The organism is Salinimicrobium sp. TH3 (assembly GCF_026676115.1).
Lineage (GTDB): Bacteria > Bacteroidota > Bacteroidia > Flavobacteriales > Flavobacteriaceae > Salinimicrobium.
Genome location: NZ_JAPONB010000016.1, coordinates 1 through 19,725, shown reverse-complemented (window position 1 = coordinate 19,725; position 19,725 = coordinate 1). Strand labels below are relative to the sequence as shown.

General features: G+C 41.7%; 18 protein-coding genes. 8 read left to right on the top strand and 10 right to left on the bottom strand.

Annotated features, from left to right (window positions below):
* Both OU683_RS16505 and OU683_RS16500 read left to right on the top strand, forming a co-directional pair.
* The coding region (locus tag OU683_RS16505) for a hypothetical protein (protein WP_268140332.1) at positions 1 to 274 on the top strand (274 nt) is incomplete at its 5' end.
* Positions 275 to 348: 74 nt separating this feature from the next.
* Positions 349 to 687, top strand: a complete 339-nt coding sequence (locus tag OU683_RS16500) for a DUF4870 domain-containing protein (RefSeq protein ID WP_268140336.1) — start codon at positions 349 to 351, stop codon at positions 685 to 687.
* A 422-nt stretch (positions 688 to 1,109) separates the two neighbouring features.
* Here OU683_RS16500 and dnaN read toward each other — a convergent pair whose 3' ends face one another.
* The 5 genes from dnaN to OU683_RS16475 form a co-directional block, all read right to left on the bottom strand.
* Positions 1,110 to 2,228, bottom strand: coding sequence for a DNA polymerase III subunit beta (gene dnaN, locus OU683_RS16495; RefSeq protein ID WP_268140330.1), 1,119 nt, complete (start codon positions 2,226 to 2,228; stop codon positions 1,110 to 1,112).
* A 183-nt stretch (positions 2,229 to 2,411) separates the two neighbouring features.
* Positions 2,412 to 4,088: a gliding motility-associated ABC transporter substrate-binding protein GldG gene (gene gldG, locus OU683_RS16490; protein WP_268140328.1), complete on the bottom strand. Its 1,677-nt coding sequence runs from the start codon at positions 4,086 to 4,088 to the stop codon at positions 2,412 to 2,414.
* A 1-nt stretch (position 4,089) separates the two neighbouring features.
* On the bottom strand, positions 4,090 to 4,824 hold the full coding sequence (gene gldF, locus OU683_RS16485; protein ID WP_268140326.1) for a gliding motility-associated ABC transporter permease subunit GldF: 735 nt from the start codon (positions 4,822 to 4,824) through the stop codon (positions 4,090 to 4,092).
* Between the two features lie 210 nt (positions 4,825 to 5,034).
* Entirely contained in the window at positions 5,035 to 5,352 is a 318-nt protein-coding gene (locus tag OU683_RS16480) for a putative quinol monooxygenase (RefSeq protein WP_268140324.1), read from the bottom strand.
* A gap of 431 nt (positions 5,353 to 5,783) precedes the next feature.
* The gene (locus OU683_RS16475) at positions 5,784 to 6,611 is read right to left on the bottom strand and encodes an SAM hydrolase/SAM-dependent halogenase family protein (protein WP_268140322.1); all 828 of its coding nucleotides are present in this window, start codon (positions 6,609 to 6,611) and stop codon (positions 5,784 to 5,786) included.
* A 107-nt stretch (positions 6,612 to 6,718) separates the two neighbouring features.
* On the opposite strand from OU683_RS16475, the gene OU683_RS16470 reads away from it, so the two are divergent.
* Both OU683_RS16470 and OU683_RS16465 read left to right on the top strand, forming a co-directional pair.
* The gene (locus tag OU683_RS16470; protein ID WP_268140320.1) at positions 6,719 to 7,672 is read left to right on the top strand and encodes a PhoH family protein; all 954 of its coding nucleotides are present in this window, start codon (positions 6,719 to 6,721) and stop codon (positions 7,670 to 7,672) included.
* Positions 7,673 to 7,730: 58 nt separating this feature from the next.
* Positions 7,731 to 8,678, top strand: coding sequence for a phosphoribosylaminoimidazolesuccinocarboxamide synthase (locus tag OU683_RS16465; protein ID WP_268140318.1), 948 nt, complete (start codon positions 7,731 to 7,733; stop codon positions 8,676 to 8,678).
* 421 nt (positions 8,679 to 9,099) lie between these two features.
* Here OU683_RS16465 and OU683_RS16460 read toward each other — a convergent pair whose 3' ends face one another.
* A complete protein-coding gene (locus OU683_RS16460; RefSeq protein WP_268140316.1) occupies positions 9,100 to 9,432 on the bottom strand; it encodes a hypothetical protein in 333 nt (110 codons plus the stop codon).
* 158 nt (positions 9,433 to 9,590) lie between these two features.
* On the opposite strand from OU683_RS16460, the gene OU683_RS16455 reads away from it, so the two are divergent.
* Positions 9,591 to 12,350: a TonB-dependent receptor gene (locus tag OU683_RS16455; protein WP_268140314.1), complete on the top strand. Its 2,760-nt coding sequence runs from the start codon at positions 9,591 to 9,593 to the stop codon at positions 12,348 to 12,350.
* Between the two features lie 82 nt (positions 12,351 to 12,432).
* Here OU683_RS16455 and OU683_RS16450 read toward each other — a convergent pair whose 3' ends face one another.
* Both OU683_RS16450 and OU683_RS16445 read right to left on the bottom strand, forming a co-directional pair.
* Positions 12,433 to 12,723 (bottom strand): chaperone modulator CbpM, encoded by a 291-nt coding sequence (locus OU683_RS16450; RefSeq protein ID WP_228914462.1) that lies wholly within the window; start codon positions 12,721 to 12,723, stop codon positions 12,433 to 12,435.
* Complete coding sequence (locus OU683_RS16445; protein WP_268140311.1) at positions 12,716 to 13,645, bottom strand: J domain-containing protein; 930 nt, start codon at positions 13,643 to 13,645, stop codon at positions 12,716 to 12,718. Before OU683_RS16445 ends, OU683_RS16450 begins: the two co-directional genes overlap by 8 nt.
* Positions 13,646 to 13,832: 187 nt before the next feature.
* Between OU683_RS16445 and acs the strand changes: the two genes are divergently transcribed.
* Both acs and OU683_RS16435 read left to right on the top strand, forming a co-directional pair.
* Entirely contained in the window at positions 13,833 to 15,740 is a 1,908-nt protein-coding gene (acs, locus tag OU683_RS16440; protein WP_268140309.1) for an acetate--CoA ligase, read from the top strand.
* A gap of 60 nt (positions 15,741 to 15,800) precedes the next feature.
* Positions 15,801 to 16,556 carry a hypothetical protein gene (locus OU683_RS16435; protein ID WP_268140306.1) on the top strand — a complete coding sequence of 252 codons (756 nt, stop codon included), beginning with the start codon at positions 15,801 to 15,803 and terminating at the stop codon, positions 16,554 to 16,556.
* Here the strand turns inward: OU683_RS16435 and OU683_RS16430 are convergent.
* Positions 16,553 to 17,629, bottom strand: a complete 1,077-nt coding sequence (locus OU683_RS16430; protein ID WP_268140304.1) for a DNA topoisomerase IB — start codon at positions 17,627 to 17,629, stop codon at positions 16,553 to 16,555. The genes OU683_RS16435 and OU683_RS16430 overlap by 4 nt on opposite strands.
* Positions 17,630 to 17,746: 117 nt before the next feature.
* Entirely contained in the window at positions 17,747 to 18,835 is a 1,089-nt protein-coding gene (locus tag OU683_RS16425) for a M42 family metallopeptidase (RefSeq protein ID WP_268140302.1), read from the bottom strand.
* Between the two features lie 102 nt (positions 18,836 to 18,937).
* Here OU683_RS16425 and OU683_RS16420 point away from each other — a divergent pair, with 102 nt between their 5' ends.
* A complete protein-coding gene (locus OU683_RS16420) occupies positions 18,938 to 19,627 on the top strand; it encodes a DUF4294 domain-containing protein (RefSeq protein WP_442800860.1) in 690 nt (229 codons plus the stop codon).
* The last annotated feature ends 98 nt before the right edge of the window (positions 19,628 to 19,725 follow it).

Below are 19,725 nucleotides of genomic sequence, written 5' to 3'. Positions count from 1 at the left end.
GCAACCGGGAACAGGCAACCGGGAACAGGCAACCGGGAACAGGCAACCGGGAACAGGCAACCGGGAACAGGCAACCGAGAACCGACAACCGAGAACCGACAACCGAGAACCGACAACCGAGAACCGGGAACAGGCAGCAGGGAACAGGCAACAGGGAACCGACAACCGGGAACCGACAACCGGGAACCGACAACCGGGAACCGACAACCGGGAACCGACAACCGGGAACAGGGAACCGCAAAATTTAAATTTTCACGTATCTTTTATAACATAGTACTATATTAAAGCGTATATTTGTTATAGAATCATCAATCAAATCAAAAAATGGAATATTCAAACGCAACTATTATGAGAGAAGACAGGCAGTTATTAATGCTTACGCACCTTAGTCAATTACTGGATCTGGTGACCGGGATTGGTGGATTTATTGTTCCGCTGGTGATTTGGCTTACCCAAAAGGACAAGGTCTTAGGGATGGACGCCCATGGAAAAATGATCCTGAACTTTCAGATCTCTATTTTTATCTATTCGATTATCTCCATACCGCTAATCCTGTTATTCGGAATTGGGATCTTGTTGCTAATAGGAATCGGAATTATTGCTATAGTTTTCCCTATCCTTAACGCGATCAAGGTTAATAACGGAGAGATACCTTCTTATCCTTTGACGATAGAGATTATTAAATAGTGATCAGTGTTCAGGAAAAAGTTAGCAGTTGCAGTCATTAGCAGGCAGTTCTGTTACCGGTTCCTGTGAATTAACCTCTCTGAGGCTTAATTTTGTGACCGCATAATATTTAGTTTAAATGATAAGCTCTGGTGGAGCGAAATATTTATAGCAGATTCTTAGGTGGATATTATGAGCTCCGGAAGGAGCGGCATAGAAAATGAAATCAGAGTTACGAAGGGAAATCAGTATTTAGATTACAGGATTATGTTTTAGACAGAAGAGATCCAACGCCTGACAACCCACCTCGACCTACGTCCACCTCTCCGAAGGAGGGGAATGAATATAAACAAAAAAACCCTCCAAAAATGCAATTTTTGGAGGGTTTCCTGTCTTAGTCTAACAGCTGCCGCAGGCAGCGGTCTAACAACTAAAGCGCAGCTTTAGTTGTTCAGCATTACCGGCATTACCAGCATAGTCACTTTCTCTCCTTCATCCAGTCCGTCAACGGGAGTAAGGATTCCGGCACGATTTGGCAGGCTCATTTCCAGCTGTACTTCATTTGCGTTCAGGTTTGAAAGCATTTCAGTAAGGAAACGGGAGTTAAAACCAATTTGCATATCGTCTCCCTGGTATGAACAGGTAAGGCGCTCCTCGGCTTTGTTGCTGTAATCAACATCTTCCGCAGAAATATTTAATTCTGCTCCGGCGATCTTCAAACGCACCTGGTGGGTTGTTTTGTTTGAGAAGATAGAAACCCTTTTTACAGAGCTAAGGAATTGTCCGCGGTCAATAACCAGCTTGTTTGGATTCTCCTTAGGGATCACAGCTTCATAATTAGGATACTTTCCATCGATAAGACGACAAACCAAAGTAGTATCTTCAAAGGTGAAACGTGCATTCGATTCGTTGTATTCGATAAGCACTTCAGAATCTGATCCTGAAAGAATTCCCTTTAAAAGGTTCAAAGGTTTCTTAGGCATGATAAATTCAGCATTTTGCGAAGCTGCAATATCATTCCTGGAGTATTTTACCAGCTTGTGAGCATCTGTAGCCACAAACGTAAGGTGGTCCTGGGTAAATTGGAAGAAGACCCCACTCATGACAGGTCTTAGATCATCATTTCCCGAAGCAAAAATAGTTTTACTAATTGCTGTTGCCAATACATCTCCCTCGATAGTAGTACTGCTGGGTTCTTCCAGGCTTACCGCTTTAGGGAATTCCTCGCCACCGGCATAAGCCAGCGCGTATTTTCCATGGTTGGAACTAAGCTCAATAGTGTTGTTGTCTTCTACCACAAAAGTTAGAGGCTGTTCCGGAAAAGTCTTTAAAGTTTCGAGCAAAAGACGCGCAGGGACTGCGATCTTCCCTTCAGATTCAGATTCCACGGTAAGTTTGGTAGACATGGTAGTCTCCAGGTCAGACGCAGAAACTGTGAGTTCATCTTGATTTAGTTCGAAAAGAAAATTATCCAGAATGGGCAGGGTGTTGTTGTTGTTGATCACTCCCCCGAGTATTTGTAGCTGTTTCAGCAAATATGTGCTCGATACAATAAATTTCATTGGCTTGGTAATAAGTTAATCTGGATACAAATATATCCTAATCCTTTAAAAAGCAGGAAAGCAGCGGGTATTTTTTATTAACAGGAAATCGTTGAAAATACCTTCTAAAAACACCATTTTCAGCACTTTATATTTTTAAGAGCTTCGCAATTGTTAATAAACCGCGCTTTTGACGGAAGCATTTTACTTCCTGGTGTATTTTCTCTTCCGTATGAGCCCGAAAAGTCCTGCAAACAAGGCCAGCAGGCCAAGCGGAAGCAATATATTCATCACCTGCCAAAAACCTTTTGATTCTTCCACTTTTTCGGGATCCAAAAATGCTATTTTCACCTCTTTGCTTCTAATGTTTAAAAGGCCTCTGTCATCCAGGAGGTAATTCACGGCGTTGAGTAGAAATTCCCTGTTGCCATAGGTGGTTCCCGTAAATCGATCAAACCCAAGCGCAAGAGGCTCCCCCCGCTGTAACTGGTTTTTAACGACATCCCCGTCACTTATCACCAACATTTTTGTCTCTTGACTTTTGCTTCGGAAGTTATCTGGCTCAAAAGGCAGCACCCGATTCTCATAGACAGAATTAAATTCTCCTTCCAGCATGACTGCCAAAGGCTGCTCTCCTGAAGCAAATTCAGAAAGATCGGGCTCTGCCGTAATTTCTTCCAGACTTATCTCCCGCGGAAGTCCAACCACGGCAGTACGTGGGGAAGTAGAGAGCAAAACCGTTTTTTTAATGCTGTTTTCCAGGATGTCAACAGGACTGGCATATTCAAACTTTACCGCTTCCAGATTATTGACGATTGGATGAGCTGAAGGCGAGGAGGAAAGTGGATAATAGAACCAGGGGTAAGGGTTAAACTGTGCTTCACTTCCACTGCCGGTGGCCAGAATAATCGGCGCCGAATATAGATCTTTTACGAGAGTAGGATTAATACGCAGCCCATATTTAAAAAAGTAATCTCCCAGATTGAGGTCGCGCGGCAGGGCAAAAGCAGTTCCTGCGGGAGAGAAAAGGCTGTCGGTTTCCATAGCTGCATGTTCAACCAGCCACAGTTTTTTCCCACCGTTCATTAAGTACTGGTCAAGCACCAGTTTTTCGGCTTCGGTATAAGGTTCTGTAGGTTTTGCTTCTATGACGAGATCGTACTCCTTTAGCTGCGCTAACGTTCCCTGCGGATTTGTAGCCACAGAATCAAGTGTAAAAGGAGCTATGTAATAATATTCCTGAATGCTCTTAACAAAATCGGCTATGTAGCGGTCCTGTAATTCCCCGTTGCCCCGCATTACGGCAATTTTTTTGCGTTTTGGCTCCAGAAGTTTTGAAAAAGCATCGGCAAAGGCATATTCCAGTTGCTGCACAGAGGCTGCAACCCGATCTTCGGTAGTTGCACCCAGCTGATTCTTTAGTAAGGGAATAGCAACAGATTTATTTCCAAAATTGGCCATAGCCCAGGGGAAGACAATGGCCTCACTGGTACGGCCGTTCTCAACCACATTAATGCGTGCCGGGGTCATTCCCATTTCGTAGAACTGGGTTGCGACCTCATTGGCATTTCCGCCTTCCTCCAGCGGATTTGTAAACCGAAAATTGATCTGCGGGTTCACAGCAGCAAATTCTTCCAGCAGCTGTCTTGTCTCTGCCTGTAGCCTTCTAAACTCTGGTGGAAATTCTCCTTCTAAAAAAACATCAACGATTATGGGGGCTTCAGCTTTGGAAATGATCTCTTTTGAGGCTTCAGAAAGGGTATAACGTTGATCGGCCGTGAGGTCAAATCTTCCATAGAAATTATAGGAGATTACATTGATCACTACAATTACAAGCAGCAACAAAAAAGTCTTTGAAAAATGTGATTTTTGAAACTTCACTTCAGGATAATTTTTTGTTGTTGAGACTCAGGTTTGTGAGGGCAAGGAAAAAGAAGATCAAACTTAGAAAATAAATTAAATCCCGGGTATCAACGATCCCGCGGCTTATGCTTTCATAATGTGCACTGAGACCCAGATCTTCAACGTTTAAATATCTACTGTTAAATAAGTTAAGATTTGCAATGGCTTCAAAAGCAAAATAGGCAATGAAGCAAAGGAAGATTGCCAGGATGAACGATACGATTTGATTTGGAGAAAGAATAGATGCAAAAATTCCTATAGCAGTATAACAGGCTCCAAGAAATAAAAGTCCAAAGTAGGATCCTATGAGTACTCCCCAGTCCAGATGGTTCTCTGCCCGTCCCAGGGAGTAAATCGCAGCAATATATAATAAGGTTGGCAAAAGAGCCAGGATCACCAGGGAAAGTGCACCAAAATATTTACCCAAAACGAGCTCTATAGTGTTTAATGGTTTGGTGAGTAGTAATTCCAGTGTCCCCTGCTTTATTTCTTCGGAAAAGCTTTTCATTGTAATGGCGGGAATGAGGAAAAGAAAGATCCATGGCGCCAGGGTGAAAAAAGGTTCAAGATTCGCAAAACCGCTGTCAAAAATGTTGTAATCTCCTTTAAAAACCCAGAGAAAAAGCCCGTTGACCACCAGGAAAAGTCCAATAACCAGGTAGCCTATGGGAGAGGCGAAAAATGAGTTTATTTCTTTCTTTAAAATTGCAAACAACTTGTAAATGTTTAATGTTAAAGGATTAAAGTATAATAAAAAATTCCGGGCATTAAGTTCTAAATTTTATTGCAATGTCACCTAGAGCCGAGTCGGGAGGTCTCTTCTTTGGCATCAACCCATATCGCATTCCAATTCCAACCAACAATCACTAATCCTAAAAGTCTTGTCTCTTGACTCCTGATTTTCTTAAGCGACCTACTGCCCAACTTATTCCTGCGAACTGCCTACTGGACCGGAGGTCCAAACCTTATCTACGCTCCAGGCTTCAGGTCTGGCCGAAAACATTTTTTTGGTCTCGCTCCATACCTCTTTAAAAAGTGAAGATACACGGTAATTTTCCAGCGCCTCTTCATCTTTCCAGTAACTGTACGTGAAAAATATATTTTTATTGTTCTTATCGCGATAAAGCTCAAGGAATTCATTGCCCTCAAAACCTCTTATCTTACTTCTGTTCCTGTCAAACAACTTCTGAAAAGCTTCAGTTTCTGAAGGTTCAAAAGTCATTTTAACTATGCGTACTAACATTCTTAAATTTTAAATAAACAATAAACAATAAACAAATAGCAGGACTACATTATAAGTCCACCTTTTATACAATGTGACCCCGAGCAGGCTGCATTTAGCGGAGTCGAAGTGAAGTCGAGTGATCATTTACTCATTTGCAAATTGCAACAGGGAACATGCAACTCGCAACCCGCAACCGGAAACATGCAACCTGCAGCTTTTTAAGTCCTGGCTCCTGGTTCTTGTTTCTTGCTCTTTTTCCAAACCGGCTTCGACCTTCCTCCCTGCGGTCGGGCTCAACCTGACAAGTTACGGCCAACCTTTCAAATCTAATTCAAAATTTCGGCTCCCTTTAGGGAAGGGGTAAAACGAAAATTTTGCAACATGCAACCCGCAACCGGCAACATGCAACCTGCAGCTTTTTAAGTCCTGGCTCCCGGTTCTTCACCCTTCTACTCAAAATTTATCGTCACCGTATCCCGGTATTCCAGTCCAAATAGGGTGGAGGCACTGCCCACCGTACTTGGGTTACTTTTATAGATCGCCAGTTCAATATATCCGCCGGAGTTAAAGATTGCTAGTTTCTTGCCATCCTCCCTGTTGATCATATCGGTATCAAAATTAATGGCCTCACTATAAGTGCTAAAAATTTCGGTAAAATTAGCCGTTCTGGCTCTCATACTAAATCTACGGCCTTTCCCAACTTTTTCAAACAGCTTTTTCGGGATATTGGTGACCACGTTTCCATAATTGTCAATGTAGATCACGTTGCCCTTGATCTGGTTTTGTTCCAGGTTGACCAGGGGTTCCATTTCCTTAAGCTGTTTTATTTCGGGGATGGTTTTTCCTATAACTTCCAGGGTGCCTCCGCGGGCAAGATGTCCTGCTACTTTTACAAAAACGTCGAGCACGGGAAAATTGCTCTGCACCTTGTCATGTATGTTGATCTCCACGATCTTTTCGGCCACAAATTCCGAAGCAATTAAAGAAAGGATTCCATTGTTGGCACAAATGAAATAATGCCCGTCAAGTTTTAGGGCAATGTGCTTATTTTCAGGTGTTAATTCTGAATCCACCCCGATTATATGGATACTGCCTTCAGGAAAACTTTTGTAGGCATTTTTTATGATGTAGGAAGCTTCTGTAATATGGAAGGGAGCGATAGAGTGGGAAATGTCTACAATTCTTGCCGAAGGTAACTCTGTATAAATGGCTCCTTTAACTGCCCCTGCAAAATGATCTTTTTCCCCAAAATCTGTCGTTAAGGTAATTATGGCCATGGGCAATTTCTAATAATATTTTTCCTAACTTAAACCTTTATTTATTTAAGTTTGTAATGCAAATCTAAAGATAATTAACTCATTTTTTAAATTAAATCCGGTCGCTTTTGAACGAACTTATCATTGAACTTTCTGAAATAAGTCCGAGGGATTTTTTCGGAGAACAAAACTCACATATTGAACTGCTTAAGAAATATTTTCCAAAGCTAAAAATTGTGGCAAGAGGCAATAAACTTCGCATCTACGGTGACGAGGAAATGCTTGAAGAATTCGACAGGAGGTTCAATATGTTGATCGACCATTACGGAAAGTTCAACCGCTTAGATGAAAATGCGATTGAGAGGGTGCTTACCAGCCAAAGCAGGGAAGAGTACGATACTACCAATGAAAGCGGGGAAGTACTGGTTCATGGAGTTAGCGGCAGGATGATCAAGCCGCAGACGGCCAATCAACGTCGCCTGGTGGAGCTCATGAGGAAAAATGACATGGTTTTTGCCATTGGTCCTGCAGGGACAGGAAAAACCTATACAGGAGTAGCCCTGGCTGTCAAAGCCCTTAAGGAGAAACAGGTAAAGAGGATCATCCTTACCAGACCTGCCGTGGAAGCAGGGGAGAATCTTGGATTTTTACCCGGAGACTTAAAGGAAAAACTGGATCCTTATATGCAACCATTATATGACGCGCTGCGGGATATGATTCCTCATGAAAAACTCGAAAGTTATATCGAAAAAGGTGTCATACAAATTGCGCCTCTGGCTTTTATGCGTGGTAGAACTCTGGATCATGCTTTCGTAATTTTGGATGAAGCCCAGAACACTACTCACGCTCAAATGAAGATGTTCCTTACCCGTATGGGTAAAAGCGCCAAATTCATGGTTACCGGAGATCCAGGACAAATCGACCTTCCCAAAAGAGTAATTTCAGGGCTTAAAGAAGCTATTCTCGTGTTACAGGATGTAGATGGGGTAGGTATAATTCACCTGGATGACAAGGATGTTATTCGTCATAAGCTGGTCAAGAAGATCATTGCTGCATACAAACGAATAGAAAACGCTGAATAAAAATGACATTTCTGAGACCTCACCCCTGTGGGATCTTTTATTATAATCTATTATTTTAATGAATACCATTACCTCTACAAATTTTAATTTTCCCGGTCAAAAGGCCGTGTATAAGGGAAAAGTCCGGGATGTTTATACCCTTGAAGATGACCGCCTGGTCATGATTGTGACCGACAGGCTTTCGGCTTTTGATGTTGTTATGCCAAGAGGGATTCCTTACAAAGGGCAAATTCTCAACCAACTTGCTACAAAAATGATGAAGGCCACAGAAGATCTTGTACCAAACTGGTTACAGGCTACCCCAGATCCTAATGTTGCAGTTGGGCAAAAATGTGAACCTTTCAAGGTGGAGATGGTCATTCGTGGTTATCTCACCGGCCATGCGGCTCGTGAATATGCAAGTGGCAAACGTAGTCTGTGCGGGGTACATATGCCCGAAGGGATGAAGGAAAATGAAGCTTTTGCCGCACCTATCATTACTCCAACTACAAAAGCCGAATCGGGAGAACATGATATGGACATTTCACGGGAAGAGATCCTTGAAAAAGGCATTGTTTCTGAAGCAGATTACAACACTCTTGAATTGTATACGCGACAACTATTCCTTCGCGGCAGCCAACTGGCCAAAGATAATGGTCTTATCCTGGTGGATACCAAGTACGAATTTGGAAAAACTTCCGAAGGTGAAATAGTGCTAATTGACGAGATCCACACTCCAGATTCTTCCCGTTATTTCTATGCTGAAGAATATCCCGACAGGCTGGCTTCGGGAGAACCTCAAAAACAACTTTCCAAGGAATTTGTAAGGCAGTGGCTAATTCAGAATGGTTTCCAGGGAAAAGAAGGACAGCAAATCCCTGAAATGAGTGATGAATACATCAGCTCAGTTTCTGAAAGGTACATCGAGCTCTACGAACAAATAACAGGAGAACAATTCATCAAAGCCGATATTTCCAATATTGAAGAGAGGATTGAGAAGAATGTGGCCGAATATCTGAATAGATAAGAGACTCAGGAATTAAGAGTTCTAAAGAGGCACCTAATTCACTTACCTGACTTGTGATCAAGCGAAATGATTACTGGCAATTTAGTTTTAGTCTTACCCCCTCCTCCGGAGGGGTGCCTTTATGTGGAGTGGTTCTTTTTGAGGTAAAAAAAATCACATCCCACCAGGATCCTCGTGCTTATTAATAGATTCTCCACTTCGCTTTCTCCCGCTCTGCATGTAACACATAAATTATTTGTCATTTCTCGTCGCATCTTCATTCGGTAGAAAGGAGATGCGACGAAAAATCTTTTAAGGGTAAGGTCTTAGAATCGAAGGTCTAAGGAGTATGGTACAGGAAATAACCGGTAATTCAAGTTCTCCTGACCACTGACCACTACCAGTTTTAAAAGGTAGTAAATCTAACTTCGCACTTCTACCTCTATTTCACTTCCAATACCATAAGATATTCCGGTCCTCCGTCTACAGGATATCCTTCAATTTTCTCGGCCACTATAGTGACTTTTTCTTCAACAAAATCATTGAGATCTACTGCCTCACTTTTTAGAGCATAATACTCATCATTGGTAGTGGTAATGGTATGCGTGCCGTATTGGTAAGAAGTTATTCCCTGTTCCTGGATAGTGCCTGTGATCTCCATAGTTGTTTCAATTATAGCTGAAGCCGGTTTGTCTTCCTCTTTTGAAATGTTACTGCAGGTAGCTGTGAAAATAACGAGTAAACTTCCAAAGAAAATTAATGTGAGGGTTTTCATGATAGTAGGTGCGTTTTTATATTTCCTGTAAAAGTAATTAAAAAGTGACGCCTTTTATCTGTAAAATCTAAAACAATTACTATGTTAAATTTATGTTTAGTGTTAAGGATTAGATAATTATGTTATATTCACAAGACTAATCTTATTAATTATCAGGTATGAAACCATTATTTTTCATTTTCTTCATTTTTGGTTTTTTCACTTCCCTGGCCCAGACAACCGTCTCTGGAAAGGTAGTGGACAGCAACAATTCTCCCATTCCGGGGGTAAACATTATTGTCTTTGGAACTACCCAGGGTACGGCCACAGACCTTGATGGGAAATTTTCCTTTGTGGTCACTCAGGACCCTCCTTTTTCTCTGGCCGTGTCCAGTATGGGATACGAAGAGAAGAGAATCCAGGTGACCGAGAACAATGCCAACCTTGAAATTGTTCTTAATGAAGGTACTTCTTTGGATGAAATCGTAGTTTCAGCTTCGCGTACACCAGAGAGGATTTTTGAATCCCCCGTGACAATTGAACACTACGGCTTAAAGGAGATTCAGAATACTCCTTCTGCATCTTTTTACGGCGGACTGGAGAACCTGAAGGGAGTCGATATTAACACCAACAGCCTTACTTTCCAGTCGATCAATACCAGGGGATTTGCGACCTTCAACAATCCCAGATTTGTGCAGTTAGTAGATGGGATGGATAACTCTTCCCCGGTTTTAAACTTTGTTCTGGGGAACTTACTTGGAATGACCGAACTCGATGTCTACAGCGTGGAACTTCTCCCGGGAGCTTCTTCAGCCCTTTATGGAGCTAATGCTTTTAACGGAATTCTTTTCATGAAGAGCAAGAATCCGTTCGATTTTCCCGGAATAAGTGCTTATTACAAGCAAGGATTCACCTCTCAGGATGCCGCCGGTACTAACCCGGTTTATGATTTTGGAGTTAGGCTGGCTCACAAATTTTCAGATAAATGGGCAGCAAAAGTTAACTTTTCATACTTAGAAGGTACAGATTGGTATGCGACCAACCAGGAGGATGTCCTAAACCCTGGCAGAACCAGAATGCATCCTAACTATGATGGATTGAATATCTATGGTGATGAAGTGAGTACAAACATTCGGGTAGTAGGAGAGGGGCTTGCAGCCGCCGGATTGATTCCCGAAGAGGCCGTAGCCTTGTTGCCAGATGAAGCTGTAAGTCGAACAGGGTATGCAGAACAGGATCTTACAGATTATGAAGCAAAAAGCGTAAAATTTGATGCTGCCATTCATTTTCGACCCTTTGCCGATGATTTTGAAATAAGCTATCTTGGGAAAGCCGGTTTTGGAAGTACGATCTACCAGGGAGGAAACAGATATGCTTTAAAAGATTTCTTTCTACAACAACACAAACTCGAGGTGCAAAACAATAATTTCTTCGTGAGAGGATATATAACCGATGAAGATGCGGGGGATTCCTACGACATCCGGTTCACCGGGATCAATGTCAACAGACGTTGGAAAACAGATCCACAGTGGTTTGGCCAGTATGCCGGGGCTTTTGTACAGGCAAGAATACAGGGTGCTCCAGAGGATCAGGCACATATGGTAGCAAGACAGGTGGCCGAAACTGGTAGATTTGAACCCGGTACGGCCGAATTTCAACAGGCTTTTGAGGAAGTTACTACAGATTCAGATCTTCTTACCGGATCCCAGTTTACAGATGCTTCCCAGCTTCGACATGTCGATGCAAATTACAATTTTACGCACCTTACCAGTGACATCGCCGAGGTACAGGTGGGAGGATCCTACCGGCAATACCGCTTAAATTCCTCCGGAACTATTTTTACAGATTATGATGGTCCTATCAGCTATTCTGAATATGGTATCTACACGCAGGTTCAAAAGAAGTTTATAGATGAGCGCCTTAAATTAACCGGATCCATTAGATATGACGACTCCGAATTGTTTGATGGGAATTTCTCCCCGAGACTTTCTGTTGGTTATACTGCAGGGGATTCAAGAGAACATAATTTTAGGGCATCTGTTCAAACCGGTTTCAGGTACCCAACGACTCAGGATCTTTTTATTGGTCTTGATGTAGGTAGAGCAATTCTAGTAGGTTCAGCAGAGGATAACCTTGACAGGTATGTGAGAACCTTCGAATTAAGTGCAACAGGAGCTGCTGTAACGGGAAGCCCTACAGCCGAAATTTCGGGAAGAAACGCCTACGAAAATTCTTTCTCTGTAGCTTCTGTACAAGCCGGTGCACCTGCGGCGGCAGAGAATGAGCTTGTAAAACCGGAGCAAGTAACAGCCTACGAACTTGGATATCGAGGAAAGCTGGGGCAGGTTGTACTTGATATGAATGCATATTATAATATCTACGAAGACTTTATTTCTACAGAGAATGTGCTGGTACCATTTTATGGACAGGTAGGGGATAATCAATTGTCATTGCTTGCCCTTCAACAAGGAGACTACCGGGTTTTTCAAACTTACACTAATTCTCCGGCAGATGTTAAATCATATGGAGCTTCTTTAGGACTTACCACCAAGATCTTTGGCGATTATGACCTTGGCGCTAATTATACTTACGCCCAGGAAGATTTCGATCAATCTTCTGCACCCGACTTTCAGACCAATTTTAATACTCCCGAACACAAAGTGAAAATATCTTTTGGTAATACAGATTTATTTGAAAAATTTGGTTTTGGTATTAATTACAGGTGGAGTGATGCTTTCAAATGGCAGGCTAGTTTTGCCAATGGCCAGGTTCCTGCCTATTCGGTTGTTGATGCCCAGGTGAACTATGAATTGCTGGCTGTTAATTCGGTTATCAAGGCAGGGGCTACCAATATTGGAGGTGATGAATATTATACTGCTTACGGTACAGGTTATATTGGCCAGCAGTATTACCTTTCCCTTACCTTCCAGGGGTTTTAATTGATGACCTACAATAAAAACTAAAGGGAGCTAAGGCTCCCTTTTTTTGTATCATATTTTACCTTTTTGAACGGTAATAACTTTACTCTTCGAATCTCCTTAATTTATTCTGAAGGATTCTCACTTCCTGTTGAAGTTGCGATACGCGATCAAGTAAATGGTTTATGGCGTCTATTCCTTCCAGGTTTATTTCCAGATCATAGTGCAAGCGCATGATTCGCTCCAGGTCCTGCAACTTTTCCTGCTCAATATATTCATCTTCTTCAATTACCACGGTTTGAATAAGGTCATGCTCTCTAAGAGTATGAATAAAGGATACTTCGAGCTGGTGCCAGTTACAGAACTCTATAATTGAGATATATCGGTCATCCATTTTTTCGCAGTTTTTTTAGTTCCTGTAAAAGTTCTTTTTCCCTGCCGCTCAACCTGGTTGGGATTTTTAAATTATATGTGATAAAGAGATCCCCAAAATGACCTTCTTTTTTGTACACAGGAAATCCTTTTCCTTTTAATTTAACGGTAGTGCCATTCTGAGTTTCGGGTTTTACATTTAGTTTTACTTTTCCGTCAAAGGTGTCCACGGTGAGATCACCACCTAAAGTTGCAGTAAAAATGTCAAGATCCACATCCTTGTAGAGATTTTTCCCCTCCCGCTTAAAAGATGTATTGTTTTTAATGGCAAAAGTTATTAAAAGGTCTCCGTTTGGTCCGCCGTTCATTCCTTGGCCACCATAGCCTTTAATTCTTATGGTTTGTCCATTTTCCACTCCGGCGGGAATAGTGAGCCTTATATTTTTACCATTTACGGTAACTGTTTGTTTGTGGGTTCGGTAGACATCAGTAAGATTAATATGTAGTTCGGCATTAAAATCCTGCCCTCTAAAACGGGTAGTCCTTTGTCTGCCGCCCTGTGCCCTTCCAAACATGGATTCAAAAAATTCTGAAAAATCCCCTCCTTCGAATCCGCCACTGGTAAAGCTTTCTGCGCCTCCAAAGCCGCCGGGCCTTCCACCCGAATACTGCCGCTGATAATGTTGCTGTTGTGCTTTTTGTCTTTCGAACTCTTCGGCATGTTCCCAATCTTTGCCATACTGGTCGTATTTCTTGCGCTTTTCAGGATCAATTAATACCTCGTGGGCCTCATTAATTTGCTGAAATTTCTTCTGCGCTGCAGTGTCGTTGGGGTTGAGATCGGGATGGTACTTTCGGGCCAGTTTCCGGTAGGCCTTTTTGATATCACTTTTAGTAGCATTTTTATCCAGCTCTAAAACCTTGTAATAATCGATGAATTCCATAGGTTTTTATGAAGTTTTTTAATCTTCTGCTCCTTTAAAGATACATAATTCAAAAAATAAACAGCCTGTTCCTTTGATTTATTACTTCAGAATAACTCCTTTTAAAAATGTCATTTTTAGATACCCTCTTGGAAATCAGTAGATTTTTAATATTTGTTTTTGAAGCTGCTTTTCCTAAATTTAGATTATGGAAAATCTACAACTGCGCAGTTTCGCCGATTATAAGAAAGCTTATAAAAAAAGTATCACAGATCCCGAAGCATTTTGGGATGAGATAGCTACGACCTTTAAATGGCAAAAGAAATGGGACAGCACCCTGGAATGGGATTTTGAAAAACCCGAAGTGAAATGGTTTAAGGGAGGGAAACTCAACATTACCGAAAATTGCCTGGACCGGCACCTTGAAACCCTTGGAAACAAAACCGCCATCATATGGGAACCCAATGATCCCGATGAAGAATCCCGCTATATTACCTATAGGCAGCTTTTTGTGAAAGTGTCTCATTTTGCCAATGTGCTGAAGAATAATGGAATTAAAAAAGGGGATAAGGTATGTTTGTATATGCCCATGATCCCCGAACTGGCTATTGCAATGCTGGCTTGTGCCCGTATTGGAGCTGTTCACTCCATTGTTTTTGCAGGATTTTCCAGTTCGGCTATTGCACGACGCATCAATGATTCAAATTGCAAGATGCTCGTCACGGCAAATGAAGTATACAGGGGTGCCAAAAAAGTGAATTTAAAGGAGATGTGCGATAAGGCTTTGGAGGAAACCCCGGGCATAGAAACAGTGATCGTTTACCGGCGCACGGTGGAGCCTACCCCCATGAAAGAAGGCAGAGACAAGTTCTGGTTTGATGAACTCCAAAAAGCCGAAAAAGAATGCCCCGCAGAAGTCATGGATGCCGAAGATTTGTTGTTTATCCTTTATACTTCAGGCTCAACCGGAAAACCTAAAGGTATGGTCCATACTGTGGGAGGTTATATGGTGGGCACCACGTATACATTTCAGAATGTATTTCAGCTTGAAAAAGATGATGTGTACTGGTGTACGGCCGATATTGGGTGGATCACCGGTCACTCCTATATCATCTACGGCCCACTTGCTTCTGGTGCGACAACTGTGATGTTTGAGGGAATTCCCAGCTATCCCGACTACGGGAGGTTTTGGGATATTGTAGATAAATTAAAGGTCACCCACTTTTATACGGCACCAACAGCAATAAGATCCCTGGCCAAACAGCCTCTAAATTTTGTTGAAAGCCATGATCTCTCTTCCCTAAAAGTTCTGGGGAGTGTGGGAGAGCCCATTAATGAAGAAGCCTGGCACTGGTATAATGATAATATCGGGAAAGGGAATTGCCCTGTGGTAGATACCTGGTGGCAAACCGAAACCGGGGCAATAATGATCTCACCTTTGGCAGGGATAACGCCTACAAGACCAACATTTGCAACTCTGCCTTTACCCGGGGTGCAACCGGCACTCATGGATGACCAGGGAGAGGAAATCCCTAATACTAGTGAGCCGGTGGAAGGAAGGCTGGCCATTAAATTTCCATGGCCGTCAATTGCCCGAACAATTTATGGCGATCATCAACGCTACAAAGAGGTGTATTTTTCAACTTTTAAGAACAAATACTTCACCGGGGATGGAGCATATCGGGATGCTACCGGCAATTATCGTATTACAGGAAGAGTAGATGATATTGTAATAGTTTCCGGACACAACCTTGGAACTGCTGCTATCGAAAATGCTATTGACGAGCATGAACACGTGGTCGAGAGTGCCGTAGTTGGTTTTCCACATGAGGTTAAGGGAAATGCCCTTTATGCCTATGTGATCCTTTATAATAAAGTTGAACCTTCAGAAGAACTGGAAAAGGAAATAAAGAATATTGTTTCCCAAACCCTGGGGCCAATCGCAAAACCTGAAAAAATCCAATTTGTGAGCGGACTTCCAAAGACCAGGAGTGGTAAGATCATGAGGCGGATCCTTAGGAAGATCGCATCCAATGATACAGAAAACCTGGGTGATACTTCCACTTTATTGAATCCTGAAGTGGTGGAAGAGATTAAATCGGGTGCATTGAATTAAATCTTTGCACTTTTTTTAATATATTTAACAAAACAATTTTTTAACCACAACTTTTTAAAAATGAAAAAATTAATCTTTTCAGTACTAGCCGTGGCGGCTTTTGCCTCTGCCGCGGCACAAAGCCCTGAAGCGGATCCACCCACTCCCGTAGTACAAGGTATTGGAGGCCTGCAGCCTATTGCCTCGTTTGAAGATACTCCAGGAAATCCACTTCAGGAATATGTGAAGGTTTACCGTCACACCACAATACCTCGAGAATTTACCGGTCATTATTATCTAAATAAGGAATTTCAACCGGGAACGTTAGTAGTTAATGAAGGAGACAAAACTCTCAACATCCTTATGCGTTATAATGCTTTTAAGGATCAAGTGGAGATAAGACTGGGAGAAGAGAAAGATTCAATTTACGTATTACCGAGTCTTGAGAACATTACTTACAAGAAACCGGAATATAGTTTTAAATTTCATAATTTAAAGACTACCGAAGAAAAGGAGGTTAATGGTTACTTCATTCATTACTATGATGGCGAAAATGTAAAATTACTTTCAAAGCCAATGGCTCATCTTCAGGATGAGGTCAAACCAAGATCAAGTTATGATAAATATAAGCCTGCCCATTTCAGTGTAAAAGAATTTTATTATCTACTTGATGAAAGTGGAAAGTTAAAAGAGGTAGACTTAAGGGAAAAAGATTTCAGGAAAGAGCTGAACAAGAACAAGGCAATGAACCAATATTTTTCCGATCATAAGATAAAAAGCGTTGAAGATGTTGTTGAAATGTTGGAATATTACGAGCAGCATAATCAACAGTCCTAGTTCGTCTCTATTTCAAAATCTTTTAAAAGCTCCAGCAAGACTTCCTCTGTTTGGGAAAGGTTTGGTTTGGAGGTGCGTTTTCTTTCCACTTTTTTGAAATAGGGGACAATTTCCCCTGTTTCATATAATTGAACTACATGCGGGTGCACATAATAGCTTCGGCATACACTACGGGTGTTGTTCAAAGCTTCGGCCGCAGTGTCATAAGCCTTTAATATGTTCTTCTTGTTCTGCTTTTCTTCTTCATTAAAACCTGTTTCCCTCAATTTTTCAAAAAAGATCTTGGTGGCACTCCAGGTTCTAAAATCTTTAGCCGAAAAAAGCTCTCCACTCAACTCCTGAATGTATTGATTTACCATTCCGCTATCAATACTGTGTTTCTTTCCATCTTCACCTATATATTTGAAAACCTCCCAACCCGGAATCTCCTCGCATTTGTTGACCAGTTTTATTAACTTTTTGTCGCGCAATGAAACTGTATTTTCAATACCGCGTTTGCCTACAAAATTGAATGTTAGTTCACCTCTTGAGATCTGTACGTGCCGGCTTCTTAATGTTGAAAGCCCGTATGATTTATTTTGTTTGGCATAAGATTCATTCCCTATTCGAATGTGAGTCTCTTCCATGAGTCTAATGACCAGGGCCAATACTTTCTCTTGTGGCATTCCTTTTTTATCCAGGTCCTTATCTACCTGTGCCCTGATTTTTGGCAACACCTTGCCAAAGGCGGTCATTTTAAAGAACTTGGTGAGATTACGAAGCTTCGTCCAGTCGGGATGATAGATGTATTGCTTCCTCTGTTTTGCATCCAGGCCAACAACCTGTAAGTGTCCGTTTGAAAAAGGACAGATTTTTACCTTTTCCCAGGCAGGCGGGATGACGAGTTTTTTTATTCTATCGAGTGCTTTCTCATCTTTAAGAGGTTCCCCTTCCTGCAAGTATTGGTAGCCTTTTCCTCTCTTGCGCCGCACAATGCACAGATCATCTTCAGAAATATACTGGAGATTTGCTTTTTCGGCAGTCATATCGGGGTTAGAGAGAAGAACTTCTACTTCTTCTGAAGAAAGGACCATGAATTTTTTTTCTAAATATAGCTTTCATCATTAATTATGGCTTGTAAAGAAATGTGAAAACTTCAGAAAATAAAAAAACCTCCTTTAAAAGGAGGTTTAAAATGTCATTATTGAATGCTATTCGAAATAGCTGAAGGTATCCCCATCTTTAAGCTGTAATAAACTTTCATAGATCAACCTTATTACATTTTCCACATCATTACGGTGTACCATTTCTACTGTTGTATGCATGTAACGCAGGGGAAGAGAGATCAATGCCGAAGCCACCCCGCCGTTACTGTAGGCAAAAGCATCTGTATCGGTACCGGTCATTCTGGAAGAGGCCATACGTTGAAATGGGATCTTTTTATCTTCGGCAGTCTCGATGAGAAGATTTCTCAACTTATTTTGCACGGCCGGCGCATAGGAAATAACCGGTCCGTCTCCGATTTTGGTAAGTCCATTGGTTTTTTTCTCGATCATTGGAGTGGTGGTGTCGTGGGTAACATCGGTCACAATTGCTACATTAGGCTTTATGCGCTGCGTGATCATTTCGGCCCCTCTTAAACCAATCTCCTCCTGTACCGAATTTGTAATGTATAGGCCAAATGGTAATTTCTTTTTGTTTTCCTTTAGCAGGCGTGCAACTTCAGCAATCATGAATCCGCCGATTCGGTTATCGAGAGCTCTGCTAACGAACTTGTCCTTATTAAGTATAAAAAATTCATCGGGATAAGTGATGACGCAACCCACATGTACTCCAAGAGCTTCCACTTCTTCTTTTGAGGAGCAACCCACATCAATAGATATGTTGTCCAGCTTTGGAGCCTGTTCTTTTTCCTTGTCACGGGTATGAATTGCAGGCCATCCAAAAACTCCTTTTACAATCCCATTTTTGGTGTGGATATTTACTCTTTTAGAAGCCGCGATCTGATGGTCACTTCCTCCATTGCGAATAACATAAATTAATCCGTCGTCTGTAATATAATTTACATACCAGGAAATCTCATCGGCATGACCTTCTATTACTACTTTGTATTTTGCTTTGGGGTTGATAACTCCTACAGCGGTCCCGTAGGTGTCTGTTATGAATTCATCCACATAAGGTTCTATGTAATTCATCCACAACTTTTGACCTTCCCACTCATAGCCGGTAGGCGCGGCATTATTTAAATACTGTTCGAGAAAACTTACAGATTCCTCGGTGAGAATTTCTTTCTGACCCATTTCTTTTACTTTTTGACGAATTTAATAAGATTTAAAGAGCTGACAATTTATAGATAACGTAATTTTGGAATGATTTTAGCTCAGGTATTGAAAACGAATATTTTGAAAAACTTTTTATTCTTTTTTCTCGTGTTCGCACCATTGTCTGTTCTCGCACAGGTTATAGAACCGGTGGAGGATACAATTGACTATGAGTATTATATAATAGAAGGAGATACTGTTGCGCGTAAGCAAATTGACCTTGATGAGGTGCTTATCCTGGGAAGACTGAAGTTCGACAATGACCTTGAGCGTCGTAAATATCTTATTCTTCGCAGAAAAACCATAAAAGTTTATCCTTACGCTAAACTGGCTTCGGAAAGATTGGTGGAGCTCAACAGCAGGCTGGACCAAATAAAGTCCAGGCGTGACAGGAAACGTTATACAAAAATTGTTCAGGATTATATTGAGAACGAATTTTCGGCCGAATTAAAGAAATTAACAAGAACTGAAGGACAGATCCTTGTGAAATTAGTTCATCGTCAAACCGGGGTTACAACTTTTGACCTTGTAAAAGATCTCAAAAGTGGATGGAGAGCTTTTTGGTACAACACTTCTGCCAGCTTCTTTGATATTTCACTAAAGGAAGAATTCAATCCTGCCGGGAACGAGGAAGATTATTATATAGAAGATATTTTACAGAGAGCTTTCCAGGGTAAACAACTGGAAAAACAACCCTCGGCTCTGGATTATAACTTTCTTGAACTTACAGATAAGTGGTCTTCCCCTAAGAAAGGGGACAGGAAGTCCTAATTTTTTTTGGGCGTTTCCCCGCCTTCGCTGCCGCTTGGATGGGGCCGGGCTATTCGCTTCAATCTTTTTGTCCATGCTTCCCAAAAAGGATTTTCGCT